This is a genomic window from Kitasatospora sp. NPDC001660 (assembly GCF_053596725.1).
Genome location: NZ_JBSFGU010000016.1, coordinates 1 through 24,060 on the forward strand (window position 1 = coordinate 1; position 24,060 = coordinate 24,060).

A 24,060-nucleotide genomic window follows, 5' to 3' on the forward strand; every position below is an offset into this window, starting at 1 on the left:
GACCTCCGTCATCTCCCCAGGTGTCACCCACTGCCAACGACACAACCAGCCAACGGACACGCCACCGTTAAACCGACCTGACCAAGCCCTACTAGGTCGTCGACCGGCTTGGTGGTCGCGAACAACTGCTCGGCCTCGGGGGCCTTGTAGTACGACTTCAACCCGCCGAAGCTCGTGTGCACGGCACCCGCCGCCGACGCGATCGCCGCCCCGGCTGTCGAGATCGACTTCACCCTGTTGTCCAGTGCGAACAGATCGCCCGTGAAGACCGGCACCTCCGCCGGGTTCACCGGCTCATTGCTCACCTGCTACCCCCCTAAGTAACGTGTGTCGCGCTGCCCCCGCCGCTCAATAAATCATAGGTATGCCCACTGACACGCTGGGTGACGTCCGTCCTCAGGCGCCGTCATGCCGCCGTCCAGGGGGCGGCGGGGACTACCAGCGGGGTGCCGGTGACCGGGTCGGGATGACGATGGAGGCGAGGCCGAAGACCTCGTGGACCAGGTCGGCTGTCACCACCTCCGCCGGGTGCCCTGGGCGACGACGCGGCCGTTGCGCATCGCCACCAGGTGGTCGGCGTAGCGGGCGGCCTGGTTGAGGTCGTTGAGGACGGCGACGACCGTGCGGGCGCGTTCGGCGTTGAGGCGGCGGACCAGGTCGAGGACTTCCACCTGGTGGGCGATGTCGCGGTAGGTCGTCCGCTCGTCGGCGGCGAGGGCGGCGGCGAGCCACGGTGTCCGGCGGTGCGAGGTTCGTGGCCGGCCGGGCACCGGCGCGGTGGTGTCGGTCATGAGCCCCCCCGCAGACAACCAAGGTTGACCCGAGTTCCGCCGCGAAGCCGGGGCGAATTCCCCCGGCCCCCGTCTCGGCCGTTGGATAGCCTGGCGGCATGCCCGCGACCCCCGCCACCCCGCAGCACGCCACCCCGCTCACCGTCGGCTTCGACCTCGACATGACGCTGCTGGACACCCGGCCCGGTATCCGCGCCACCTACCTGGCACTGTCGGCCGAGACCGGCACCCCCATCGACGCCGACCTGGTGGTCACCCGGCTCGGCCCGCCGCTGCTGGACGAGATCCGCAACTGGTTCCCGGAGGGCGAGGTCGAGCGGGCCGCCACCCGCTACCGCGAGCTGTACAAGGAGCTCGCCTTCGGGCCGACCGTCCCCCTGCCCGGCGCGCACGCCGCGGTGGACGCGGTCCGCGCGCACGGCGGCCGGGTCGCCGTGATCACCGGCAAGTACGAGCCGAACGCCCGCCTCCACCTGGAGCACGCCGAGCTGCACGCGGACGCGCTGATCGGCGACCTGTGGGCGGAGACCAAGGGCGACGCGCTGCGCGAGCAGGGCGCGACGGTCTACGTCGGCGACCACCTGGGCGACATCGTCGGCGCCCGCCGCGCGGACGCCGTGGCGGTGGGCGTGGCGACCGGCCCGTACAGCGCGGAGGAACTGCGGGAGGCGGGCGCGGACGTGGTGCTCGCGGACCTCACCGAGTTCCCGGCCTGGCTCGCCGCGCACCTGGGGGGCTAGGACTCCCGGGCCTGCACCCGGCGCTTCTGCTCCCGGGCGTTCACGAAGAGCCCGATCAGCGCGAGCAGGAAGCCCGCCGGCATCAGCATGCTCAGCCAGTACGCGACCGTCGGCAGCGGCGTGAGGTGCAGGAACAGCGGGACGAAGGTGACCAGGGTGGCGAGCGCGCCGACGCCGAAGACGATCGCTCCGGCCCGGACGTAGGCGTCGCCGCGGTCGGCGCTCTGGCTGCTCACTTCTGCTCGCTCCTCGGGAGGTGCTCGGGGGTGCTCGGGGGTGCTCGGGGGTGCGTGGGGCCACCCCAGTCTGGCAGAGCCTCGCCGTCCGCCCACCCCGGCCCGCCTCCCGCCGGACCGCTTCGCAGGCGAGCGGTTCGGTCACGTTGCGCAGTTTCCCGGAAGCTGGGAGTTTCGATCCCTGCTGAGCGAGGGTATGCAGGGGGTGCCGAGGGGTGCGACAGGCGCGCCCCGACTTCCTCGGAGCCGGAGGTGTGAGCCGCATGGACAGCGCTGAGCCGCGCCCAGGCCGCACCAGTACCGGGTCGCCCGTGATCGCGAGAGCCCCGCGGGCCTGCGTGCCCGAGTCACCCGACCGCGCAACTTTCGCGGAACGCGGATGAGGCAGTGACGGACCGTTAGTCTGCTCCTGACAGTGTGCTGGCCATGAGCGCCCACGGGCGCCGAGCCGAGGCCGGCCCGCTCTTTCCACCACCCAGTGATCCCCGGCCAGGGCCGGGATCCCTCACACCCATTCGAGGACTGTTCGAGATGCCCACCGGCCAGGTCAAGTGGTTCAACGAGACGAAGGGCTTCGGCTTCCTGTCGCGCGACGACGGCGGCGACGTCTTCGTCCACACCAAGGCGCTGCCCGCCGGTGTCACGACTCTGAAGCCGGGCCAGCGGGTCGAGTTCGGCGTGGTGGCGGGCCACCGCGGCGACCAGGCGATGGCCGTGCAACTGCTCGACGCGCTGCCCTCGGTGGCCGTCGCCCAGCGGCGCAGCGCCGACGACATGGCGCCCATCGTCCAGGACCTGATCACCACGCTGGACGCGGTGCTGCCGGGCCTCCAGCACGGCCGCTACCCGGCGAAGCCGACGGGCCAGAAGCTGGCCGGCCTGCTGCGCGCGGTGGCCGACCAGTTCGACATCTGACCAGGGCCTGGGAGCGGTTCAGAACGCGAGCGCACCCGGGTCGAGCGGGGGCACCAGCCCCTCCGCGGCGGCCCGGGTGAGCAGCGCGCGCACGGCCGCGTAGCCCTCCTCGCCGAGGTCGGCGGTGAACTCGTTCACGTACAGCCCGATGTGCTGGTCGGCGACGGCCGGGTCCATCTCCTGGGCGTGCGCGAGCACGTACTCCCGGCTGGCCGAAGGGTTCGCCCAGGCCTGCCGGACGGACGCGCGGATCGCGTCGGTGAGCGCGCGGAGCCGCTCGGCGCCGAGCGAGCGCTTCGCGACGATCGCACCGAGCGGGATCGGCAGGCCGGTCTCCCGCTCCCAGGCCTCGCCCATGTCGGCGAGGCTGTGCAGCCCGTACTGCCGGTAGGTGAAGCGGGCCTCGTGGATCACCAGGCCGGCGTCCACCCGGCCGTCCCGGACGGCGGGCATGATCTCGTGGAACGGCAGGACGACGATCTCGCCGAAGCCGCCCGGCACGGCCTTCGCGGCCCAGAGCCGGAACAGCAGGTAGGCGGTGGACCGCTCGGACGGCACCGCCACCGTCTTCCCGGCGAGGTCCCCGGGGGCGGCCACGCCCGGCCGGGTGAGCACCAGCGGGCCGCAGCCGCGGCCGAGCGCGCCGCCGCAGGGCAGCAGCGTGTACTCCTCCAGGACCCAGGGCAGCGCGCCGTAGCTGATCTTCAGGACGTCCAGTTCGCCGCGCTCGGCCAGCCCGTTGGTGATGTCGATGTCCGCGAAGGTCACCTCGGGGGCGTCCGCGCCGGGCACCAGGCCGTGCGCCCAGGCGTGGAAGACGAAGGTGTCGTTCGGGCAGGGCGAGTACGCGATGCTGAGCCGTTCAGCCACGGCCGGCCTCCTCGATGAGTGCCTCGATGAGCGCGGGGACGGGCAGCGCGGCGAAGGCCCGTTCCAGGGCGGCCAGGGCGTCGCCGATCCGCCAGGCGGCCCGGTCGCGCGGGCCCACGGGGTTGGAGACCGTCCGCAGTTCGAAGGCCGGCACACCGAACCGGGCGGCGGCCTCGGCCACGCCGAAGCCCTCCATCGCCTCGGCCGCGGCGCCGGGGTGGCGGACGGCCAGGGCGGCGGCCCGCTCGGTGCTGCCGGTGACGGTCGAGACGGTCAGGACGGGCCCGGTGACGGCGCCCAGCGCCCGCGCGGCGAGCGCGACGGCGGCCGGGGGAGGGGTGTGCCGGGCGGTGCCGAAGCCGAGCTCGGCGACGTCGGCGAAGCCCTCGGGGGTCTCGGCGCCCAGATCGGCGGCGACGATCGCGTCGGCCACCACGGTGGCGCCCACCGGGGCGTGCGGGGCGAACCCGCCCGCGATGCCGGCCGAGACGACCAGCCCGTAGCGGTGCGCGGACAGCGCGGCCGAGGCACCGGCAGCGGCGGCGGCCGGGCCGACCCCGCCCGCCAGGACGTCCACGGGCCCGGCGCGGTGCAACTCCCCACCGGGCAGCGGCAGCGCCCGCGCCTCGCCGGGCAGGCCCCGCAGGACCGCCTCGGCCTCGACGGGCACCGCGACGACGACGAGCAGCCGGGCCCGCTCGGGGCCCGACCGCTCGTTCCGCCCGTCGGCGTGCGCGGTCATCGCAGGACCGTCAGCTGTCCTGGGTGTTCAGCTGGAAGTACCAGACGGCGGTCGGGTTGTCCGAGTTCTGGTCGCCCTCGACCACGGTGACCAGCGTCTTGCCCGAGGCGTTCAGCAGCTTGGCGGCCGACTGCGAGCCCGAGTAGGTCGCGTTCTTGGCGTAGGCGGACAGGCTGTAGCGCCCGCCCTGGGCCTGCGAGCCGCCGTTGGTGAAGGCCCACCAGCCCTTGTCGGCCACGTTCGGCGAGACGCCGACGCCGACCCTGTCGCTGACGGCGACGTCGGAGGTCGGGAGCGTGCCGTCCTTGAGGGCCTGGGTGGCCGTCTCCTGGCACTTCTGCTGGTCGTCCTCGGTCAGCGGGTTGCCGTCGTTGTAGCAGAGCGGGTCCGCCGCGATCGAGGAGTTGCCCACGGTCAGCGTGACGCGGTGGCTGTTGTGCGCGGTCTGGCCGGACGCGAAGGCGATGGACCCGCCGACCGTGCCGGCGCCGATCACGACGACGGCGCCGACGGCGGCGAGGACACGGGTATCGAGGCTCATGCGTCAGAATCTACCGGGCTTCGCCGATCACGCTACGCGGGGGTCGGCAGCCGCGTGTTGCCGCAGCCGGCGGGTCAGGCGACCCGGGGTGCCGCCGGGCGCCGGCGCAGGCCCACCCGGAACAGCGAGCGGAGCGTCCACAGCAGCACCAGGCCGACCACCGCGGCGGCCACCGAGAGCCCCAGCTCCCCGTTCAGCGGCAGCAGGATGCCGACCGCGCCGCCGGCCACCCAGGACAACTGCATCAGCGTCTCCGAACGGGCGAACGCCGAGGTCCGCACGGCCTCCGGGACGTCCCGCTGGATCAGCGCGTCCAGCGCCAGCTTGCCGAGCGAGGCCGCCAGCCCGGCCGTCCCGGCGATCATGATCACCGTCACGACGCCGTACCAGAGGGCGGACGCCGCCGTCGCACAGGTCGCGAGCAGCAGCATCGCGGTGACCGTCGCCTCCGGGCCGCGGGTGCGCAGCCAGGAGCCCAGGACGGAGCCCAGCGCGTTGCCCGTGCCCGCCGCCAGGGCGACCAGGCCGAGGGCCACCGTGGGCCGCAGACCGCCGATCGGCTCCTCGCGCAGCAGGAAGGCCAGGAACAGCACCAGGAAGCCGACCAGCCACTTCATCGCCGACATCGCCCGCAGCGCCAGGACCACCGACGGGCCGACCGTGCGCAGCGAGGCCTTCACCGGCGGCGGCCTGTGGTGGATCAGGTGCGAGCCCGGGGTCGGCGCCTCGGCGTGCAGTACGGCCCGCTGCTCTCCCTTCGCCGAGTCCACCGCGTGCGGCAGGTGGAAGGCCATCAGGGTGCCGATCACGAAGACCAGGAACGCGCCGCGCAGCGGCCAGCCCGGCCCGATCAGGTGCAGCAGGCCGCCCACCCCGGCCGCCACGCCGGTGGCCAGCAGGCCGGCCAGGGTGACCCGGGAGTTCGCCTTCACCAGGGACAGCCGGTGCGGCAGCAGCCGGGGCACCACGACGCTGCGCACCACGCCGTACGCCTTGGACGCCACCAGCACGCCGAGCGCCTCCGGGTAGAGCGCGATGCCGCCGCCCGAGATCACCCCGGCCATCGTCCAGGCCAGGACGGCGCGGGCCAGCATCGACATCGCCATGGCGGCGCGGCGGCCGTGCGGCAGGCGGTCCAGCAGCGGGCCGACCACGGGGGCGAGGACGGCGAACGGGGCCATCGTGATCAGGAGGTAGAGGGCCACCCGGCCGCGGGCCTCGCCGGTCGGGACGGAGAAGAAGATGGTCGAGGCCAGCGCGATGGTGATCAGCATGTCGCCGAAGGAGTTCAGCGCGTGCAGCTCGATCAGCTTGGCGAGGCCGGACTCGCCCGCGCCCTCGGCCGCGGTGGCCCGGCGGATCCGGCGGCCGGTGCCGTGCACCACCCGGCCGGTGCGGGCGCCGGCGGCGGAGGCGGTGCGGACGAGGAAGTGGCGGTGGGTCTCGGGGAGCTCCTCCTCCAGGTCCTCCCGCAGGTCCTCGTCGAGGTGGCGGGTGTGGATCTCCTCGGTGTCGTGCTCCTCCGCCTGCTGCGGATCGTGTTTCATCAGGTCGACTTTTCTCAGGTCGACCGGGGTGGCCGCGGACGTCCCGGAACCGTCCGCCTGCTGCGGTTCGCCCGCAGGGTGGACCGGGGGCTGCTGTCGTAGCACGGCGTCCGCCTCGCCGGGGCCGTCGGCCTGCGAGGCGCGCAGTGCGTGCTGCGACGGGTTCTCGTCCGCCACAAGCCCATCCTGCCCCAGATTCGCTTCTGCGACGCGGGATTCCGCTCCGTGCGGCGCGGCCCCGGCCGGTCCGCCGGCGCCCCGGACTGTGCTGGGGCACCGACCGACGGGTAGCCTGCCCAGGGTCCGCCCTCCCGGGCCCCCACGGCGCCGGCAGGCCCGGACGAGCGGCGCGGTCGGTACCGCGGCGGCCCCCGGTCGCGCAGAATGGACGAGGGACACCTAGCCGCGACGGAACAGGCAACACGCCGTGGGCGACAGAAGAACTGGGAGAGAATCGACGCCGTGAGTGCTGCGATGCGAAGCCGTACCCCCGATCGGCTCTGTGCCGAGGCCGTCGAACTCGCCCGCCAGGCAGCCGAAGAGGCGGTCGGAGCGGAGACCGTCGGGACGCACCTCGGTGTCCAGGCGGACGCCGACCGCGTCGTCACCCACAGCTTCGAGTGCCTGGACGCGGCCTACCGCGGCTGGCACTGGGCTGTCACCGTCGCCCGCGCTCCGCGCGCCAAGAACGTCACCCTCGACGAGGTCGTCCTGCTGCCCGGCCCCGACGCCGTCCTCGCCCCGCAGTGGGTGCCGTGGAGCGAGCGGCTGCGCCCCGGCGACATGGGCCCCGGCGACCTGCTGCCCACCGACGCCGACGACGTGCGCCTGGAGCCCGGCTGGAGCGGCGAGGACGAGCCCGCGCCGAACTCCGCGGTGGCGCAGGCCGCCGAGGAGGACGTCGTCGTCTCCGACCCGCACGTCCAGCCCGCCCCGGCCCGCGCGCAGATCAACGCCGTCGCCGAGGAACTCGGCATGGGCCGCAGCCGGGTGCTCTCGCGGATGGGGCTGCACCTGGCCGCCGAGCGCTGGGAGAAGGCGCACGGCCCGCAGACCCCGATGGCGCAGGCCGCCCCGGCCTCGTGCGCGAGCTGTGGCTTCCTGGTCCCGATCGGCGGCTCGCTCGGGCAGGCCTTCGGCGTTTGCGGCAACGAGTTCGGGCCGGCCGACGGGCAGATCGTCTCCTTCGCGTACGGCTGCGGCGGGCACTCCGAGGCGGCCGTGATCCCGGCTCCGCCGGCGCCGTCCGAGCTGATCCTGGACGAGCTGGTGGTCGAGCCGCTGCAACTGCACCCGGACCGCGCCTCCGGCTCGGTCGAGCCGGACGCCCCGGCCGAGGAGCTCGGCCACTCCTGACGAGCCACGCCGACGGCCCGCCCCGCTGGATCCGCGGGGCGGGCCGTGGCGTTTGCGGGGCGGGGGCGCTGCGGGTTTCCCGCCCGCCGCTGCGCTCGGCAAGGGCCGTGGTCGGGAGCAGTCGGTGGGGCAGGGAAGAATGCCCTACGACGTACAGGGCGGCGGAAGGCGGCAGGTCCAGTGGAACCTCGGATCATCGGCAGCGGCACGGACGAGCACCTCGCGGACCCCTTCGGGAGTGCCGCGTTGCGTCGGCGGGTGCTGGACGCCTGGGCCGCCTCGCCGGCCCGGTTCCGGGAGGACGCCAACGCCGAGGAGGAGCTGGCCCTCGGCGGCTACCGCGACCGCCTGGTGGTCGAGTTGGCGCAGAACGCGGCCGACGCCGCCGTCCGGGCCGGCCGCGGCCCCGGCCGGCTGCGGCTCACCCTCGCCGACGGCGTGCTCGCCGCCGCCAACACCGGCGCCCCGCTCGACGCCGCCGCCGTCGAGTCGCTGTCCACCCTGCGTGCCTCCTCCAAGCGCGGCGAGGCGCCCAGCGTCGGCCGGTTCGGCGTCGGCTTCGCCGCCGTCCTCGCCGTCACCGACGAGCCCGCCGTGCTCGGCGCCGCGGGCGGCGTGCGCTGGTCGCTCGGCGAGGCCCGCGCGCTCGCCGGGGCGCAGCCCTCGCTGGCCGACGAGCTGCGCCGCCGCGACGGCCACGTCCCGCTGCTGCGGCTGCCGTTCGCGGCCGAAGGCCCGGCGCCCGAGGGCTACGACACCGTGGTCGTGCTGCCGCTGCGCGACGCCGCCGCCGAGGACCTGACGCGCCGCCTGCTCGCCAACATCGACGACGCGCTGCTGCTCACCCTCACCGGCCTCGCCGAGATCGTCGTCGAGACCCCGGACGGCACCCGGACGCTCACCCGCAGTGCCACCGAGCAGCGCCCCGACGGCGTCACCGAGGTGACCGTCACCGACGACGGCGGCGGCCGCCCGCGGCAGACGCTCTGGCAGACCGTCGGCGCCTCCGGCAGCCTCGATCCGGCCCTGCTCGTCGACCGGCCCACCGAGGAGCGCGCCCGTCCGTACTGGACGGTCACCTGGGCCGTCCCGGTCGCCGAGGACGGCACCCCGCAGCTGCCCGGGGTCCTGCCCGTCCTGCACGCGCCGACCCCGAGCGACGAGCCGGTCGGCCTGCCCGCGCTGCTCATCGCCTCGTACCCGCTGGACTCCTCCCGCCGGCACGTCGCCCCCGGCCCGCTCGCCGCCTTCCTCACCGAGCGCGCCGCCGACAGCTACGCCGACCTGCTGCGCGCCCGCGGCGGCGACCTCGGCTCGCTCGGCCTGGTGCCCGGCCCGCTCGGCGACGGCGCGCTGGACAACGAGCTGCGCGCGGCGATCCTCCTGCGGCTGCCCGGCACGCCGTTCCTGCCGCACCCGGCGCCGGTCGAGGAGGGCACGCCCGCGCTGCGGCCCCGGGACGCGACGCTGCTGGAGGGCGCGGACGGCTCGGTGGTCGAGGCGCTGGCGCCGATCTTCCCCGGGCTGCTGCCGGCCGGCCTGGAGCGCCGCACCGAACTGCGGGTGCTGAACGTGCGCCGGGTGCCGCTCGCCGAGGTGGTCGACCAGCTCGGCGGCCTGGACCGCGAACCCGCCTGGTGGCGCAACCTGTACGCGGCGCTCGGCGCGGCCGACCCGGAGGCGCTCGGCGCGCTGCCCGTCCCGCTCGCCGACGGCCGGACGGTCACCGGGCCGCGACGCGTGCTGCTGCCCTCCGACGCCGCCGACTGGGCGGCCTTCCCCGGCTACCCCGAGTCGCTGGCCGGGGCGCTCGCCGCGCTCGACCTGCGGCTCGCCCATCCGGAGGCGGCGCACCCGCTGCTGGCCAAGCTGGGCGCCGGCACCGCCACCCCGGCCGGCGTGCTGGACACGCCCGAGGTGCGGGCCGCCGTCACCCGCTCCTTCGAGGTGGCCGAGGACGACCTCGACGCCGCCCTCGAACTGGCCGACGCCGTCCTGGCGCTGGTCAGGGCCGCCGCCCCGGCCGTCGGCGAGCACCCCTGGCTGGCCCGGCTGGCGCTGCTCGACGACGAGGGCGAGCCCGCCCGGGCCGGCGAACTCGTGCTCCCCGGAAGCCCGTTCGCGGCGCTCGCGCGCGAGGAGGACGCCGGCTGGGTGGACGACGAACTGCTGGAGCGCTGGGGCCCCGAGGTGCTCGGCGCGGTCGGCGTGCTGTCCGACTTCGTCCTCGTCCGGGCCGAGGACGTCGTGCTCGACCCGGACGACCTGGAGCGCCTCGACCCGACCGCCCCCGCCGACCGCGCGGCCGGCGGCCACCCCACCGGCCTGCTCGACGAGGCGCCCGACGGGCTCGCCGACTGGGCCGAGGACGCGCTCGAAACCCTGCAGGCCGATGAGGCCGTGGGCGTCCCGCCGGTGGCCGCCGAGCTGCTCGCCGTCCGCGACCTCGACCTGGTCGACGACGACGCCTGGCCCGAGGCGCTCGCCGCGCTCGCCCGCCCGCCGTACCGGGACGCCGTCGTCAATCCCGTCCGCACCCTGCTGCCGGACGGCTCCTACGCCGACCTGCCGCCGTACACGGCGTGGTGGCTGCGCGACCACCCCGTGCTGGACGGCCGCGAGCCCGCCGGGCTGCGCGCCGCCGGGGCCGACCCGCTGCTGCGCGGCCTCTACGACGAGGCCCGCACCACGCTGGACGAGCAGTTCCTGCACGCCCTGGGCGTCCGGACGACGCTCGCCGCGCTGCTCGCCGAGCCGCACGGGCCGGACGAGGTGCTGGACCGGCTCGCCGATCCGGAGGCGGAGGTCGGCCACCGCCAACTGCACGGCATCCACAGCGCGTTGGCCCTGGTCGACGCCGATCGGATCGAACCCCTCGACGTGGTGCGGGCGTTGCCGCCGCTGGACCCGGACACCGGCCGCCGTCCGGCGCACACGGTGATCGTCGACGCCACCGAGGCGGTCGTCGCGGACGCCCCCGACCTGGTCCAACTCCTGCACCCGTACCCGCTGTTGCCGGTCGCCCCCGCGCTCGCGGCGGACCTCGCCGAGCGGCTGCACGTGTCGCTGGCCAGCGAGGTGGCGGGCGGGCGCGTGCTGTCCGAGGGCGTGCTGCACCGGGTCCCGGCCGTGGTGCGGGAGCTGCTGCCCGGGTGCCCGGTGGCGTACGAGGAGCACGAGGAGCTGCTCGTGGTCGGCCCGGACGGCAACGAGGCCGCGGTGGACTGGCGCCTCGACCGCGAGGCGGACGCGCCGGAGGCGCCGTACGACCCGGAGGCGGCCGAGGCCGAGGACGAGGACGACGAGTTCGAGGTGCCGCCGGTGCCGGGGCTGCTGCACGCGGCCACCCCGGAGGGGCTGGCCGCCGGGCTGGCCTGGTCGGTCGGGCAGTGGCACCGGCGGTTCGAGGTGCTGGCCGCGCTCAGCGAGCCGGACCGGGCCTACGAGCTGTCCGCGGCACGGGACTTCGAGGGCTGAGAGGGCTGCGAGGGCTGCGAGGGCTGAGAGGGCTGCGAGGGCCTCAGTGGGCCCGTCCTCCGGGGCGGGCCCGCATGCGCACGTAGAGCGTGACCGTGACGGTCAGCCAGACCACGCCGAGCGTCACCAGCGCGGCGGCCCTGAGCGGCGGTGCCGGCCTCGTCAGCACGTGGAGGACGGTCATCGCGAGGGCGGTCAGTGTGACCGCCAGCAGCCCGCCCAGGAAGGCGATGAACGCCTCCAGCTCCCCACCCCTGCGCGCCATTCGGCACCCCCTCTCGGGAGCCATCATGGGGTGCGGGTGCCGTGGCACGCCAGGGGGTGGGGGTGTGGTGAGGGCCGGGGGGTGCCGTGGCGCGGGCGGAGGGCGTACCGGCCGAGTGCCGTGGCGGGGCGCTGCGTTACTCGTAGCCGCGGCGTTTCATGAAGCGCCAGGCGAGCTCCAGGGCGATGCAGCAGACCGCCGCGATGCCGACGCCCGTCCACGGGTCGCGGATGCCGACCAGGCGGAGCTGGAAGAAGTCGGACAGCCACGGGACCAGCAGGACCAGCGAGAACGCGCCCCCCATCGTGCCGATCAGCAGCAGGCGCCACCAGTTGTACGGGCGGGCGAGGATGGCGAGCACCCAGATGGCGATCAGGAACAGCGTCAGCGTGGCCACGCTGGTGTCGGCCTTGAGGTCCGTCGCGTGATCGGCGCGGGCCAGCGCGTAGGCCACGAACGTCCCGGTGCCCGCGATGATGCCGCCGGGGACCGCCAGCCGCAGGACGCGCTGCACGAAGCCGGTGCGGGCGCGCTCGTTGTTGGGGGCGAGCGCGAGGAAGAAGGCCGGCACGCCGATGGTGAGCGTGGACAGCACGGTCGAGTGCCGGGGCAGGAACGGGTACGGCGAGTGGGTGAAGATCACCAGTAGGGCCAGCAGCACCGAGTAGACCGTCTTGACCAGGAACAGCCCGGCGACGCGCTCGATGTTGCCGATCACCCGGCGGCCCTCGGCGACCACCGAGGGGAGCGTCGCGAAGGAGTCGTTCAGCAGCACGATCTGGGCGACCGCCTTGGTCGCGTCGCTGCCGGTGCCCATCGCCACGCCGATGTCCGCGTCCTTGAGCGCGAGCACGTCGTTGACGCCGTCGCCGGTCATCGCCACGGTGTGCCCGCGCGACTGCAGCGCCCCGACCAGCTCGCGCTTCTGCTGCGGGGTGACGCGGCCGAACACGCTCGTCCGCTCGGCGGCGTCGGCGAGCGCCTCCGGCTCGGCGGGCAGCGTACGGGCGTCCAGCGGGTGGTCGGCGCCGGGCAGGCCGAGGTGACCGGCGACCGCGCCGACCGAGACCGCGGCGTCGCCGGAGATCACCTTCGCCCGGACCTGCTGCCCCTCGAAGTACCGCAGCGTGGCCGCGGCGTCCTCGCGCAGCCGCTGCTGGAGCACCACCAGGGCGAGCGGGGTGAGGCCCGCCGCCGGGTCGGGGGAGTCCAGCGGGGCGGGGTTGCGGCCGAGCAGCAGCACCCGCAGGCCCTTGGCGCCCAGCTCGTCCACCTCGGCGAGCGCCGGGTGGCCGGCGGGCAGCAGGACGTCGGGGGCGCCGAGCAGCCAGGTGGCCTCGCCGCCCTGCGGCTCCAGCAGTTGCACGCCGCTCCACTTGCGGGCGGAGGAGAAGGGCATGGCCTCGATGACGCGCCAGCCGTCGGCGCCTGCGTCCGCACGTCCGTCGCCGTCCCCGCGCCCGTAGGCGGCGATGACGGCCTGCATGGACGGGTTGGGCCTGGCGTCGGCGCCGGCCATCACGCCGAGCGCGTGCTTGATCGTCACCGGGTCGACGGGGGCGGGCTCGCCGTTGGAGAGCACGAGCAGGTCGACGACGTCCATGCCGCCCTCGGTGAGGGTGCCGGTCTTGTCCAGGCACACGGTGTCGACCCGGGCCAGCCCCTCGATCGCCGGCAGCTCCTGCACCAGGCACTGCTTGCGGCCGAGCCGGATCACGCCGATCGCGAAGGCGACCGAGGTGAGCAGCACCAGTCCCTCCGGCACCATCGGCACGATGCCGGCCACCATGCGGCGCACCGCCTCGCGCCAGTCCCGGCCCTCGACCGCCAGTTGGCTGATGATCAGGCCGAGGGCGGTGGGGATCAGCAGGTAGGTGATGAACCGCAGGATGCTGTTGATGCCGCTGCGCAGCTCCGACTTCACCAGCGTGAACCGGCTGGCCTCCTCGGCCAGTTGCGCCGCGTACGCCTCGCGGCCGACCTTCGTCGCGGTGAACGCGCCCGCGCCGGCGACCACGAAGCTGCCGGACATCACCTGGTCGCCGGGTCGCTTGAGGACGGGGTCGGGCTCGCCGGTGAGCAGCGACTCGTCGATCTCCAGGCCGTCCGCCTCGCTGACCTCGCCGTCGACGATCACCTTGTCGCCGATGCCGAGCAGCACGGAGTCGTCGAGGACGATCTCGCCGACGGCGATCTGCTGGACGGTGCCGTCCCGGCGGACCTGGGGGCGGGCCTCGCCGATCAGGGCCAGGCTGTCCAGGGTCTTCTTGGCGCGCAGCTCCTGGATGATGCCGATCGCCGTGTTGGCGACGATGACCAGGCCGAACAGGCCGTCCTGGAGCGGGCCGACGATCAGGATGATCCCGAACATGACGCCGATGATCGCGTTGAACCGGGTGAAGACGTTGGCCCGGACGATCTCCTTGGCGGAGCGGCTGGAGCGCACCGGGACGTCGTTGACCTGTCCGCGGGCGACCCGCTCGGCCACCTCCGCGCTGCTCAGCCCTCCGCGGCGACCGGGCAGCAGACCGAGGGGGTGCGCACCGTCGGGTCGGTCGCCCTCGCCGGGCTGCTCTTCCGAGGAGTGGGCAGGCTGCGTCATGGCACCGACTCTACGGGCGCCCTATGTCCGATGCGTGGTACTAAAGGCCTGTTCAGTCCGACCGGGTGGCCGGGTCCGGCCCGTTCCCGTTCGGGCCCGTTCCGTCGGCCTGCGGGGCGGCCTCGGCCTCGGCGGCGCGGCTGCGGGCGATCGCGTCCCGGCGGGCGCGGCAGTACCAGAGGCCGATCAGGCCGAGCAGCCCGCCGGCCAGGCAGATCCAGGGCCAGGTGCCGTGGCCGTGGTCGGAGAGGGTGCCCTGGAACGGGAGCAGTGCCAGGAAGGCGACGAACCACAGCACCGTGCCGCCGCCGACGATCGCGACGTCGTTGGCCTCCAGCGGAGGGGGCGAGGGGTGCAGCGGGGTCTTGGGCATGGGGCCTAGCGTACGGGGCCAGGGCCGCTGGGCCGTTCGGCTCGGTGCTCTACGCGCGAAGATAGCGTGTGTGCGATCGGGAAACCATACTTGAAGTTCCGCGTCCGGCCACCGTCGCCCCGGGCGTGACCCCCACTCCTCCGCCCCCCACAGAGGACGCACGCATGCCTGTGGTCCAGCCGACCACCGAGTCGCCCGAGCCTGCCGACACCGCGCCCGAGCCGCCCTCCGGTGCCCTCGACCGCTACTTCCGGATCAGCGAGCGCGGCTCCACCCTGCCGCGCGAGATCCGCGGCGGCGTGGCCACCTTCTTCACCATGGCGTACATCCTGGTGCTGAACCCGATCATCCTGGCCAGCGCCACGGACATGAACGGCACCCACCTGGACAGCGCCCAGCTGGTCACCGCGACCGCCCTCACCGCGGGTCTCACCACCCTGCTGATGGGCGTCATCGGCAACGTCCCGATCGGCCTGGCCGCCGGCCTCGGCGTCAACACCATCGTGGCGCTCCAGCTCGCGCCCAGGATGACCTGGCCGGACGCGATGGGCATGGTCGCGCTGGCCGGTTTCGCGATCATGCTGCTGGTCGCCACCGGCCTGCGCGAGCGGGTCATGAACGCCGTCCCGCTCGGCCTGCGCAAGGCCATCGCGATCGGGATCGGCCTGTTCATCAGCCTGGTCGGCCTGGTCGACTCCGGCTTCGTCAGCCGCATCCCGGACGCCGCCCACACCACCGTCCCGCTCCAGCTCGGCGGCAGCGGCCACCTGCTCGGCTGGCCGGTCCTGGTCTTCGTGATCGGCCTGCTGCTCACCCTGGTCCTGGTGATCCGCAAGGTCCCCGGCGCGATCCTGATCAGCATCGCGGTCAGCACCGCCGTCGCCGTGGTGATCGACAAGTTCGTCGACGTCCCGGCCCTCAAGTGGGGCCTCACCGTCCCCGCGTGGCCCGGCAACCCGGTCGCCGCCCCGGACTTCGGCCTGGTCGGCAAGGTCAGCCTGTTCGGCGGCTTCGAGAAGGTCGGCGTGCTCACCGGCGCGCTGTTCGTCTTCACCGTGCTGATGTCGTGCTTCTTCGACGCGATGGGCACCATCCTCGGCGTCGCCGACGAGGCCCACCTGCTCGACGAGAAGGGCGACCTGCCGGGCATCAACCGGATCCTGATGGTCGACGGCATCGCCACCGCGGCCGGCGGCGCCACCTCGTCCTCCGCGAACACCTGCTTCGTCGAGTCCACCGCGGGCGTCGGCGAAGGTGCCCGGACCGGCTTCGCCTCGATCGTCACCGGCCTGCTCTTCGTGGTGGCGCTCTTCCTCACCCCGCTCGCCACCATGGTCCCCGCCCAGGCCGCCACCCCGGCGCTGGTCACCGTCGGCTTCCTGATCCTGGCGGGCTCCATCAAGGAGATCGACTGGGCCGACTACACCATCGCGATCCCGGCCTTCCTGACCATCGTGATGATGCCCTTCACCTACTCGATCACCAACGGCATCGGCTTCGGCTTCATCGCCTTCTGCATCCTGCGGATCGCCGCCGGCCGCGCCCGCGCCGTCCCGGTCCCCCTCTACGCCGTGGCCGCGGTCTTCGCCTTCTACTACCTGATGCCCGCGCTCGGTCTGCTCTGACGCCGTACGGGCCGTACGGACCGCTCGCAGCCTCGCCCTCCCTCGTGGGGGCGGGGCTGCGGCGTTTCCGGGGCGGGATCACTGGACGCAGAACTCGTTGCCCTCGGGGTCGGCCATCGTCGTCCATTCGCCGCCGTTCTCCTTCACGTGGCGCAGGACGGTGGCGCCGAGGGCCTGGAGGCGGATGACGGTGGCCTCGCGGGCTCCGGGGCCGGGGTGGAGGTCGAGGTGGAGGCGGTTCTTCGTCTCCCTGGGTTCGGGGACGGCCTGGAAGAGGATGCGGCGGCCCAGGCCGGTGCCGGTGGCGGGGTCGAACGGGTCGTCCGGGTGGCGGACGGCGAGGAGGGTGCGGAAGGCGGGGCGGCCCTCGAACTCGGTGACGGCCTCCGGGGGGAGGGCACCGGCCGCGAGGAGGCGGGTGACCAGGGCGCTGTTGTCCTCGACGGTGTAGTCGAGGGCGGCGGCCCAGAAGGCGGCCTGGCGGAGCGGGTCGGCGCAGTCGATGACGAGCTTCCAGTGCAGCGGCATGTAACCGTTTATATCGGTTACGGAATGGGGGAGCAATCAGTCGTGTGGGAAAAGTGCCAAAAAGGTGACTGTGTACGGCAGTTGGCTGTGGGCATACTGCCTGGACGGAGACGGGGAGGGGACTCGACCGATGGTGCAACAGGATCCGCCCGGGGGAGACGAGGCCAAGCTGCTGCCGGACCTGTTCTGGACGGCGGACAAGGCCTCGCTGGACGGACAGCGCGAGACGCTCCGGTGGTACCGCGGGCTGATCGCGATGCTGGTGATCGCTGCCGTGATCGGCTCGTTCCCGGGCCCGGACAAGGCGGGGGACGGCGACATCGCGCCACTCTTCTCGGTGGTCGCCTTCCTGGTCGCCGGCTACTTCTGGTCCCGGCTGCGCCGCAGCAACCCGCAGGGCCGCTGGTACGAGGCCCGGGCCGCGGCCGAGTCGGTGAAGACGCTCGCCTGGAAGTACTCCGTCCGCGCCCGGCCGTTCGACGGCGAGGCGGACTCGGCCGACGTGGACCGCGGCTACCTGCTGCAGCTCGAAGACGTGATGCGGGCCTTCGAGGACCCGGAGGTCGTGCCGCCCGGCACCGTCCCCGAGATCACCCCGGAGATGCGGCTCGCCCGGGCCGGCACCCTGACCGCCCGCCGGACGCTCTACCTCCGCACCCGGGTCGAGGGCCAGCGCACCTGGTACCGCTCCCGGGCCGACGCCTGCGAGTCGCAGGCGGTGTCGTGGGGCCTCGGCATCGCGGCGCTGATCATCATCGGTGCGGCGGCGGCCATCGCGCAGGCGACCGGTGCGCTGCAGGTGCACGTGTTCGGGGCCAGTTCCGCCGCGGCCGCGTCGATCATCGCGTGGACGCAGCTCAAGCAGCTCCGCCCGCTGGCCGCCGCCTACCAGCTGGCCGCGCGCGAGCTGGAGAACGTCGGCAACCAGCTGTCCGACCTCGACCTCCGGGCACCGGACGCGGAGGCCCGCTGGGCCCGGCTGGCCGCCGAGGCCGAGGACGCGGTCTCCCGCGAGCACACCACCTGGCGCGCCCGCCGGGCGTTCCCGCGGTAGCCGTATCCGGGTGAACGGGGAAGGCCAACTCCGGGGAGGGGCTGGGGAGATCCGGAGGAGCGCACGCCATGCCGAGGGCACAGGTGTGCGGGGTGCGTGAGGGTAGGACAGGGACCCGCCGACCGTAATCGTTACGTGTCCATGTCCTGGTTTCATCGCCTCCGCGCGCGACCCCCCAGTCCCCGTCCGGAGGCACCCTTGCGCATTCTCCTGATCGCCAGTGCGTTCAACAGCCTGACCCAGCGCGTCCACGCCGAGCTGCGCGGGCGCGGCCACCAGGTCGCCGTCCAGCTCGCCCTCGGGGACGAGCAGATGCGGGCCGCGGTGGCCCGGACCGACCCCGAGCTGATCGTCTGCCCGATGCTGACCAAGGCCGTGCCGGAGGACATCTGGCGCACCCGGACCGTCCTCATCGTGCACCCGGGACCGAAGGGCGACCGCGGCCCGTCCTCGCTGGACTGGGCGATCACCGAAGGCGCCGAGCGCTGGGGCGTCACCGTCCTGCAGGCCGTCGAGGAGATGGACGCGGGCGACATCTGGGCGTCCGTCGAGTTCACCGTCCCCGCCTGCGGCAAGAGCGAGCTGTACCGGAACGAGGTCGCCGACGCCGCCGTCGAGGCCGTCCTACTGGCCGTCCAGCGCTACGAGGGCGGGCTGTTCACCCCCGAACCGCTCGACTACGACCGGCCCGACGTCCGCGGCCGGCTGCGGCCGTTCCTGCCGCAGGACGCCCGCCGGATCGACTGGGCCGCCGACGACACCGCCACCGTGCTCCGCAAGCTCCGCGCCGCCGACTCCCAGCCCGGCGTCCTCGACGAGCTGTACGGCCGCGAGTTCTTCCTGCACGGCGGCCACCCCGAGGACGAACTGCGCGGCCCGGTGCCCGGCGAGGTGCTCGCGACCCGCGACGGCGCGATCTGCCGGGCCACCGTGGACGGCGCGGTGTGGATCGCGCAGCTGCGCCCGCGCCGCACCCCGGGCGGGCCGGTCACCTTCAAGCTGCCCGCCGCGACGGTGCTCGCGGACGAGCTGTACCGCGTCCGCGAGGTGCCGGTGACCCCGGCCGAGGCCGCCCGCCGCGACACCTGGTCGGAGCTGCGCTACCACGAGGACGGCGACGTCGGCTTCCTCGAATTCGCCTACACCGGCGGGGCGATGAGCGCCGAGCAGTGCCGCCGCCTGCTCGCCGCCTACCGCGCGGCCGCCGACCGGCCCACCTCGGTGCTGGTGCTCGGTGCGGCCCGGGACTTCTACTCCAACGGCATCCACCTGAATGTCATCGAGGGCGCGTCCTTCCCGGCGCTGGAGTCGTGGGAGAACATCAACGCGATGGACGACGTGGTCGAGGCGATCCTCACCACGACCGACAAGCTGGTCGTCTCGGCGCTCGCCGGCAACGCCGCCGCCGGCGGGCTGATGCTGGCGATCGCCGCCGACGAGGTGTGGTGCCGCGATTCGGCGGTGCTCAACCCGCACTACCGGCTGATGGGCCTGTACGGCTCGGAGTACTGGACGTACACCCTGCCGCGCCGGGTCGGCGCCGAGTGGGCGCAGCGGCTGACCACCGAGGCCCTGCCGGTCGGGGCCGAACAGGCGCGCCGGATCGGCCTGGTGGACCGTACCGCGGGCGGCGACGCGGCCCGGTTCCGCCGCTGGGTGGCCCGGGAGGCGGCCGGCCTCGCCGCTTCGCCGGAGCTCACCGCGCGGCTGGTGGACAAGAAGCGCCGCCTGACCGCCGACGAGGAGGAACGCCCGCTGGCCGAGTACCGGGCGGAGGAACTGCGGCGCATGCACGGCAACTTCTACCGCGCGGGCGAGCCGTACCACGCGCTGCGGCGGGACTTCGTCCGCAAGGTCTGCCCGGTGGCGACGCCGGAGCACCTGACGGGACTGCTCGGCCGGCCCGAACAGCAGGCCTGAACAGCGGGGCGGCGGAACGCCGGAGGCCGGGCCCGACGTGCGGGCCCGGCCTCCGGCGCGCGCTGGGCGTCGGAGGGCGCTCAGCGCCGCCGCGGGACCAGTGGTGCGGCCGGGCCGACGACGACGGGCTGGGTGACGCCCTTGCTCGGCGACACCGCGAAGGCGAGCGCACCGAAGAACACGTAGCAGCCGAGCCCGACCCCGAGCGGGAAGATGAACTCCAGCGCCATCACGCCGCCCTGGGTGCTCTGCGACAAGTCGAGCTGGACGGAGAGCGCGGCCATGCCCGTGTAGTGCATCGCGCACACCGCGACGCCCATCACCGGCGCCGCCGCCAGGACGGCCAGCGTGCCGCGGATGTTCAGCGCGGCCCAGAGCGCGGCGGTCGCCGCGAACACCGCGATGCCGATCGACAGTCCGACCGTCGTGCGGTCGTAGTGCACGTGGCCGGGCAGGACCATCGCGGCCATGCCGAGGTAGTGCATCGCCGCGACTCCGAGGCCGGTGGTCAGGCCGCCGGCGAGCAGCGACAGCACCGGGCGCTTGCTGTACCCGACGGTGAACAGGCCGACGCCGACGACGGCGATCGCGACCAGCAGGCTGAGCACCGTCAGCCCCGGCCGGTAGGTGATGTCGACGCCGCTGACGGAGAAGCCGAGCATCGCGATGAAGTGCATCGACCAGATCCCGGCGCCGAGCGAACTCGCGGCGAAGAGCAGCCAGTTGGCCCGGGTGCGGCCGCGCGAGACGAGCGCCCAGCGGGCGCTGCGCAGGGCGACGAAGGCGCCGAGGCAGGCGACGAAGTACGAGACCGCCGGTGTCACCCAGCCGTGGTCGGCATGGTGGATCTCACCCAATGACAGCTCCCTGGACGGACGACGGGGGAGGGACGCCAGGGCTCGGGCGGACGCGGGGTGGCCGGGAGGAACGGGGCGGCCGGTGGAACGCGCGCGGAGTGGGCACGGACGGGGTCCGCCGAGGGAGACCTGGCGCTCCCGATATGCGGTGCCCCTGACAACGGGGCCCTGACAACCGGGACAGTAACCACTGCCCGGCGCTCGCACAAGGTTCGGCGTTTTCGTGAAGTCCCAGGTCAGCATGGTCCTTTACGGGGCCTGCAAGATCTTGGCACCAACCCCTGACAGCCTCTGCGCAGGTCCGCCCGGCCCGTTCGTCCGTTACTCCAGGGGAGCTAGCCCGAACGGGTGGCCGGCCGGGTCGATCAGCACCTTGAGCGTCCGGCCGTGCTGGTACGTCGGCTCGGTGGCGCCCAGCTCCAGGGCGCGCTCGGTAGCCTCGTCCAGATCGTCCACGTAGAAGTCCAGGTGGAAGTGCTTGCCGCCGTCCGGCTCCGTCCACGGCTCCGGCCGGTAGCCCGTGACCCGCCCGAACGCCAGGGGGGTGCCGCCCTCGGGGTTGTCGAGGATCGCGAAGTGCTCGTCCGCGTGCCGGGTCTCCCATCCGAGCAGTTCGCCGTAGAACCCGGCCAGCGCGACCGGGTCGGCGCAGTCGATGGTGACCATGGCGAGCCGGGCGAAGCCGGCGCCCTCGGATTCGGCCCGGTTGGCCTGGCTGGCCCGGTCGGTGGCGAGGTCGGACATGTCTGGTCGGCCCTTCTGGGAGTCGAGAGCTATGTCCAATATGGCACCGGGGCGATCTTCCGGCGCGGCGGTGGCGGAAGGGGGGTGCGGGAACCAATTTTCGTTAGCGAGGGTAATGACGTAGGCTAAAGACCATGCCCGAGATGTCCGAGCAGGACCTCGCAGCGATCAATCAGCTGCGATCGTCCACGATGCGCCTCTCCCGCCGGCTCAAACACCAGCGGGTCGAGGAGTCGCTGAGCCCTACCGAGATGGGGGTGCTGGGCACCCTCGCCCGGTGCGGAAAGGCGACGCCGGGTGAGCTCGCCCGGAAGGAGCACGTGCAGCCCCCTTCGATGACCAGGATCGTCGCGATGCTGGAGGAGAAGGGTCTGGTGCGGCGCGAGCCGCACCCCGAAGACCGCCGCCAGGTGGTCGTCAGCAGCACCGAGCAGGCCGAGGCGATCCTGGCGGAGAGCCGCCGGCGTCGCAACGCCTGGCTCGCCGAGCTCGCCCAGGGGCTCGACGAGGAGGAATGGGCCGTCCTCCGGGAGGCCGCGCCCGTGCTCTACAAGCTCGCACACCTCTAGGCACACCCATCCCAGCGGGCCAGTTGGAGAAGAAGGAGCACCGCATCACCACAGGACCGACCACCGACACCAGGAGCGCGACGGCCGCAGCACGGGCCGTCGCGCCACGAGGGGAGACCACCGTGACACCGCCGGCCGCAGCCAGCGCCGCCGCCATCCGTACCGACGAGCCGACCACCGACCCCGCCGCGGCCGGCGCCGCGGCCGCCGACAGCCAGGCACCCGCCCCCACGGGGCTGCCGGGCAACGGCGACGACGACCCCGACGAACGCACCGCGGCGGACGACCCCGCCGCTCCCGGCCGCAGCCACGCGGCCACATCCCCGACCGGAGCCCGCTTCACGCGGCCGGGGGGGATGTTCTCCTCCCTGCGCGTTCGCAACTACCGCTACTACTTCGCCGGTCAGGTGGTGTCCAACACCGGTACCTGGATGCAGCGGATCGCCCAGGACTGGCTGGTGCTCAGCCTCACCGGCAGCCCGCTCGCCGTCGGCATCACCACCGCGATGCAGTTCCTGCCGATGCTGCTGCTGGGCCTGTTCGGCGGCGTCCTCGCCGACCGGATGCCCAAGCGCCGACTGCTGATCCACACTCAGGGCGCCATGGGCCTGCTCGCCGCCGGCCTCGCCGTACTGACCATCGGCGGCATCGTGACGCCGTACTACGTGTACGGGTTCGCGCTGCTGCTCGGCCTGGTCACCGTGGTGGACAACCCGGCCCGGCAGGCCTTCGTGTCCGAGATGGTCGAGCCGAAGGACCTCGCCAACGCGGTCAGCCTGAACGCCGCCAACTTCCAGACCGCGCGCCTGGTCGGCCCCGCCGTCGCGGGCCTGCTGATCGCCGCGGTCGGCAGCGGCTGGGCGTTCGCCGTCAACGCGCTGTCCTTCGCCGCCGTGATCGGCGGACTGCTCGCGATGCGGGAGGGCGAACTGCGCCCGACCGAGCCGATCGCCCGCGAGAAGGGGCAGTTGCGGGAAGGGCTGCGGTACGTGAAGGAGCGGCCCGAGCTGCTCTGGCCGATGGTGCTGGCCGGGTTCATCGGCACCTTCGGCTTCAACTTCCCGACGCTGCTGTCCGGTTTCGCGTACGACACCTTCAAGGTGGGCGCCGGGCAGTACGGCCTGCTGAACACCGCCATGGCGATCGGCTCACTGGCCGGCGCGCTGCTCGCGGCCCGCCGGGGCGCACCGCGCCTGCGCCGGCTGGTGGGGGCGGCGCTGGGCTTCGGCGCGCTGGAGGTCGTGGCCGCGTTCGCGCCCGGCTACTGGACGTTCGCGGCGCTGCTGACGCTGATCGGGGTGTTCGGCCTGAGCTTCAACACCTCGGTCAACTCGATGCTGCAGCTGGCCACCGACCCCGAGATGCGGGGCCGGGTGATGGGCCTGCTGGTGCTGGTCTTCACCGGCGGCACGCCGATCGGCGCGCCGATCGTGGGCTGGGTCACCGCCTCGTACGGGCCCCGGCTCGGGCTGCTGGCCTGCGGGCTGGTGTCCGCGCTGGCGGCCGGCGCGGTGGGCCTGGTGCTCGCCCGCAGCGCGGACCTGAAGGTGCGGTTCGACCTGCACCCGGGCCGCGGCGGCCGAGTGGTGGCCGTCGTGCCGCGGGCCGGTGCCACGTCCAAGTCGCAGCTGGCCGCCGCCTGCTGATGGTTCGTCAGGCCTCGGGCGTGCGACAGTACCCCCGAGGCCTGCGGTGCTTCAGAGCCGGATCTCCAGGACCTGGCCGACCCAGACGCCGTTCGGCTGCTCGACCTCGAAGGCCTCGGTCTCGGTGAAGCCGAGCGCCCGGTACTGGCCGACCAGCTTGCGGTCGGCGCCGCCATAGCAGTCCACCCGGAGCAGGCCGATGCCGCGCCGGCGGGCTTCGTCGAGCGCGTCGGCGATCAGTGCGGCACCGATGCCCGAGCCCTTGTGCGTCCGGTCGGTCACCAGGTTGCGGACGTACAGCTCGCGCTCGTCCACGGCGGGGATGTACGGCCCCCGCTCCTCGGACAGGACGCACGAGCCGACGGTGCGGCCCTCGTCGTCCACGGCGAGGCGGATCAGGAACGGCTCGCGGCCGTACTTCTCGATGTGCTCCACCCGGGCCGGGACGGTGGAGAACGGCTGGTCGCCCCACTGGCCGGTGCGGCCCTGACCGGCCAGCCAGGCCACGGCGCCGTCGAGCAGGGTGAGGATGTCGGGGATGTCCTCGGGGCCCCCGTTGCGGATCTTCATGGAAAAGGTTCTAGTCCAAACGACGGCGCGCGGGAAGAGCCAGGGGCGCGCGAGGCGCGCAGGGTGCGGGGAGGGCGAGAAGCGCTGCGGGA

At 73.8% G+C, this 24,060-nt stretch carries 22 protein-coding genes and 1 pseudogene; 9 read left to right on the forward strand and 14 right to left on the reverse strand.

Going from position 1 to position 24,060, the window contains the following annotated elements; translation table 11 throughout:
* Positions 1-23: 23 nt before the first annotated feature.
* Both ACWCXH_RS19065 and ACWCXH_RS19070 read right to left on the reverse strand, forming a co-directional pair.
* On the reverse strand, positions 24-305 hold the full coding sequence (locus ACWCXH_RS19065) for a hypothetical protein (protein ID WP_449802590.1): 282 nt from the start codon (positions 303-305) through the stop codon (positions 24-26).
* Positions 306-406: 101 nt separating this feature from the next.
* Positions 407-743, reverse strand: a pseudogene (locus tag ACWCXH_RS19070) (cobalamin/Fe(3+)-siderophore ABC transporter ATP-binding protein); the annotation flags it as partial.
* 146 nt (positions 744-889) lie between these two features.
* On the opposite strand from ACWCXH_RS19070, the gene ACWCXH_RS19075 reads away from it, so the two are divergent.
* Positions 890-1,531, forward strand: coding sequence for an HAD family hydrolase (locus ACWCXH_RS19075; RefSeq protein ID WP_449802591.1), 642 nt, complete (start codon positions 890-892; stop codon positions 1,529-1,531).
* On the opposite strand, the gene ACWCXH_RS19080 is transcribed toward ACWCXH_RS19075, so the two are convergent.
* Positions 1,528-1,767 carry a hypothetical protein gene (locus ACWCXH_RS19080; protein WP_449802592.1) on the reverse strand — a complete coding sequence of 80 codons (240 nt, stop codon included), beginning with the start codon at positions 1,765-1,767 and terminating at the stop codon, positions 1,528-1,530. The two genes, ACWCXH_RS19075 and ACWCXH_RS19080, sit on opposite strands and share 4 nt — an antisense overlap.
* A gap of 531 nt (positions 1,768-2,298) precedes the next feature.
* Between ACWCXH_RS19080 and ACWCXH_RS19085 the strand changes: the two genes are divergently transcribed.
* On the forward strand, positions 2,299-2,682 hold the full coding sequence (locus ACWCXH_RS19085; protein WP_449802593.1) for a cold-shock protein: 384 nt from the start codon (positions 2,299-2,301) through the stop codon (positions 2,680-2,682).
* Positions 2,683-2,700: 18 nt separating this feature from the next.
* Here ACWCXH_RS19085 and ACWCXH_RS19090 read toward each other — a convergent pair whose 3' ends face one another.
* From ACWCXH_RS19090 to ACWCXH_RS19105, 4 genes are all read right to left on the reverse strand, one after another.
* Entirely contained in the window at positions 2,701-3,552 is an 852-nt protein-coding gene (locus ACWCXH_RS19090; protein ID WP_449802594.1) for a 1,4-dihydroxy-6-naphthoate synthase, read from the reverse strand.
* Positions 3,545-4,294 (reverse strand): futalosine hydrolase, encoded by a 750-nt coding sequence (locus ACWCXH_RS19095; RefSeq protein ID WP_449802595.1) that lies wholly within the window; start codon positions 4,292-4,294, stop codon positions 3,545-3,547. Before ACWCXH_RS19095 ends, ACWCXH_RS19090 begins: the two co-directional genes overlap by 8 nt.
* A gap of 10 nt (positions 4,295-4,304) precedes the next feature.
* Complete coding sequence (locus ACWCXH_RS19100; protein WP_449802596.1) at positions 4,305-4,835, reverse strand: hypothetical protein; 531 nt, start codon at positions 4,833-4,835, stop codon at positions 4,305-4,307.
* A gap of 74 nt (positions 4,836-4,909) precedes the next feature.
* Entirely contained in the window at positions 4,910-6,559 is a 1,650-nt protein-coding gene (locus ACWCXH_RS19105; RefSeq protein ID WP_449802597.1) for an MFS transporter, read from the reverse strand.
* Positions 6,560-6,856: 297 nt separating this feature from the next.
* Between ACWCXH_RS19105 and ACWCXH_RS19110 the strand changes: the two genes are divergently transcribed.
* Together ACWCXH_RS19110 and ACWCXH_RS19115 are read left to right on the forward strand one after the other, a co-directional pair.
* Positions 6,857-7,738, forward strand: coding sequence for a DUF3027 domain-containing protein (locus ACWCXH_RS19110; protein ID WP_449802719.1), 882 nt, complete (start codon positions 6,857-6,859; stop codon positions 7,736-7,738).
* 180 nt (positions 7,739-7,918) lie between these two features.
* Positions 7,919-11,215 (forward strand): sacsin N-terminal ATP-binding-like domain-containing protein, encoded by a 3,297-nt coding sequence (locus ACWCXH_RS19115; protein WP_449802598.1) that lies wholly within the window; start codon positions 7,919-7,921, stop codon positions 11,213-11,215.
* A 43-nt stretch (positions 11,216-11,258) separates the two neighbouring features.
* Here ACWCXH_RS19115 and ACWCXH_RS19120 read toward each other — a convergent pair whose 3' ends face one another.
* The 3 genes from ACWCXH_RS19120 to ACWCXH_RS19130 all read right to left on the reverse strand — a co-directional run bounded on the left by ACWCXH_RS19120 (position 11,259) and on the right by ACWCXH_RS19130 (position 14,455).
* The gene (locus tag ACWCXH_RS19120; RefSeq protein ID WP_449802599.1) at positions 11,259-11,480 is read right to left on the reverse strand and encodes a hypothetical protein; all 222 of its coding nucleotides are present in this window, start codon (positions 11,478-11,480) and stop codon (positions 11,259-11,261) included.
* A gap of 136 nt (positions 11,481-11,616) precedes the next feature.
* Positions 11,617-14,082, reverse strand: a complete 2,466-nt coding sequence (locus ACWCXH_RS19125) for an HAD-IC family P-type ATPase (RefSeq protein ID WP_449802600.1) — start codon at positions 14,080-14,082, stop codon at positions 11,617-11,619.
* Positions 14,083-14,134: 52 nt separating this feature from the next.
* Positions 14,135-14,455 (reverse strand): DUF2530 domain-containing protein, encoded by a 321-nt coding sequence (locus ACWCXH_RS19130; protein ID WP_449802601.1) that lies wholly within the window; start codon positions 14,453-14,455, stop codon positions 14,135-14,137.
* 164 nt (positions 14,456-14,619) lie between these two features.
* Here ACWCXH_RS19130 and ACWCXH_RS19135 point away from each other — a divergent pair, with 164 nt between their 5' ends.
* Positions 14,620-16,080: an NCS2 family permease gene (locus ACWCXH_RS19135; RefSeq protein ID WP_449802602.1), complete on the forward strand. Its 1,461-nt coding sequence runs from the start codon at positions 14,620-14,622 to the stop codon at positions 16,078-16,080.
* Positions 16,081-16,158: 78 nt separating this feature from the next.
* On the opposite strand, the gene ACWCXH_RS19140 is transcribed toward ACWCXH_RS19135, so the two are convergent.
* Positions 16,159-16,608 carry a VOC family protein gene (locus ACWCXH_RS19140; protein WP_449802603.1) on the reverse strand — a complete coding sequence of 150 codons (450 nt, stop codon included), beginning with the start codon at positions 16,606-16,608 and terminating at the stop codon, positions 16,159-16,161.
* Positions 16,609-16,738: 130 nt separating this feature from the next.
* Here ACWCXH_RS19140 and ACWCXH_RS19145 point away from each other — a divergent pair, with 130 nt between their 5' ends.
* A complete protein-coding gene (locus ACWCXH_RS19145) occupies positions 16,739-17,662 on the forward strand; it encodes a DUF4231 domain-containing protein (protein ID WP_449802604.1) in 924 nt (307 codons plus the stop codon).
* Between the two features lie 198 nt (positions 17,663-17,860).
* Positions 17,861-19,582 (forward strand): hydrogenase maturation protein, encoded by a 1,722-nt coding sequence (locus ACWCXH_RS19150; RefSeq protein ID WP_449802605.1) that lies wholly within the window; start codon positions 17,861-17,863, stop codon positions 19,580-19,582.
* Between the two features lie 80 nt (positions 19,583-19,662).
* Here the strand turns inward: ACWCXH_RS19150 and ACWCXH_RS19155 are convergent, their stop codons facing one another.
* Together ACWCXH_RS19155 and ACWCXH_RS19160 are read right to left on the reverse strand one after the other, a co-directional pair.
* A complete protein-coding gene (locus ACWCXH_RS19155; protein ID WP_449802606.1) occupies positions 19,663-20,439 on the reverse strand; it encodes an MHYT domain-containing protein in 777 nt (258 codons plus the stop codon).
* 321 nt (positions 20,440-20,760) lie between these two features.
* Positions 20,761-21,183: a VOC family protein gene (locus ACWCXH_RS19160; protein ID WP_449802607.1), complete on the reverse strand. Its 423-nt coding sequence runs from the start codon at positions 21,181-21,183 to the stop codon at positions 20,761-20,763.
* A 134-nt stretch (positions 21,184-21,317) separates the two neighbouring features.
* Between ACWCXH_RS19160 and ACWCXH_RS19165 the strand changes: the two genes are divergently transcribed.
* A complete protein-coding gene (locus ACWCXH_RS19165; protein WP_449802608.1) occupies positions 21,318-21,752 on the forward strand; it encodes a MarR family winged helix-turn-helix transcriptional regulator in 435 nt (144 codons plus the stop codon).
* 356 nt (positions 21,753-22,108) lie between these two features.
* On the forward strand, positions 22,109-23,398 hold the full coding sequence (locus ACWCXH_RS19170; protein WP_449802720.1) for an MFS transporter: 1,290 nt from the start codon (positions 22,109-22,111) through the stop codon (positions 23,396-23,398).
* Positions 23,399-23,449: 51 nt separating this feature from the next.
* Here ACWCXH_RS19170 and ACWCXH_RS19175 read toward each other — a convergent pair whose 3' ends face one another.
* A complete protein-coding gene (locus tag ACWCXH_RS19175; RefSeq protein ID WP_449802609.1) occupies positions 23,450-23,968 on the reverse strand; it encodes a GNAT family N-acetyltransferase in 519 nt (172 codons plus the stop codon).
* Positions 23,969-24,060: the final 92 nt, after the last annotated feature.

Coding starts and splice junctions, on each gene's coding strand:
- ACWCXH_RS19165 (WP_449802608.1), top strand. CDS start 21,318: ATGCCCGAGATGTCCGAGCAGGACCTCGCAGCGATCAATCAGCTGCGA.
- ACWCXH_RS19160 (WP_449802607.1), bottom strand. CDS start 21,183: ATGTCCGACCTCGCCACCGACCGGGCCAGCCAGGCCAACCGGGCCGAA.
- ACWCXH_RS19085 (WP_449802593.1), top strand. CDS start 2,299: ATGCCCACCGGCCAGGTCAAGTGGTTCAACGAGACGAAGGGCTTCGGC.
- ACWCXH_RS19175 (WP_449802609.1), bottom strand. CDS start 23,968: ATGAAGATCCGCAACGGGGGCCCCGAGGACATCCCCGACATCCTCACC.
- ACWCXH_RS19145 (WP_449802604.1), top strand. CDS start 16,739: ATGGTGCAACAGGATCCGCCCGGGGGAGACGAGGCCAAGCTGCTGCCG.
- ACWCXH_RS19110 (WP_449802719.1), top strand. CDS start 6,857: ATGCGAAGCCGTACCCCCGATCGGCTCTGTGCCGAGGCCGTCGAACTC.
- ACWCXH_RS19140 (WP_449802603.1), bottom strand. CDS start 16,608: ATGCCGCTGCACTGGAAGCTCGTCATCGACTGCGCCGACCCGCTCCGC.
- ACWCXH_RS19120 (WP_449802599.1), bottom strand. CDS start 11,480: ATGGCGCGCAGGGGTGGGGAGCTGGAGGCGTTCATCGCCTTCCTGGGC.
- ACWCXH_RS19125 (WP_449802600.1), bottom strand. CDS start 14,082: ATGACGCAGCCTGCCCACTCCTCGGAAGAGCAGCCCGGCGAGGGCGAC.
- ACWCXH_RS19075 (WP_449802591.1), top strand. CDS start 890: ATGCCCGCGACCCCCGCCACCCCGCAGCACGCCACCCCGCTCACCGTC.
- ACWCXH_RS19135 (WP_449802602.1), top strand. CDS start 14,620: ATGCCTGTGGTCCAGCCGACCACCGAGTCGCCCGAGCCTGCCGACACC.
- ACWCXH_RS19170 (WP_449802720.1), top strand. CDS start 22,109: ATGTTCTCCTCCCTGCGCGTTCGCAACTACCGCTACTACTTCGCCGGT.
- ACWCXH_RS19100 (WP_449802596.1), bottom strand. CDS start 4,835: ATGAGCCTCGATACCCGTGTCCTCGCCGCCGTCGGCGCCGTCGTCGTG.
- ACWCXH_RS19130 (WP_449802601.1), bottom strand. CDS start 14,455: ATGCCCAAGACCCCGCTGCACCCCTCGCCCCCTCCGCTGGAGGCCAAC.
- ACWCXH_RS19095 (WP_449802595.1), bottom strand. CDS start 4,294: ATGACCGCGCACGCCGACGGGCGGAACGAGCGGTCGGGCCCCGAGCGG.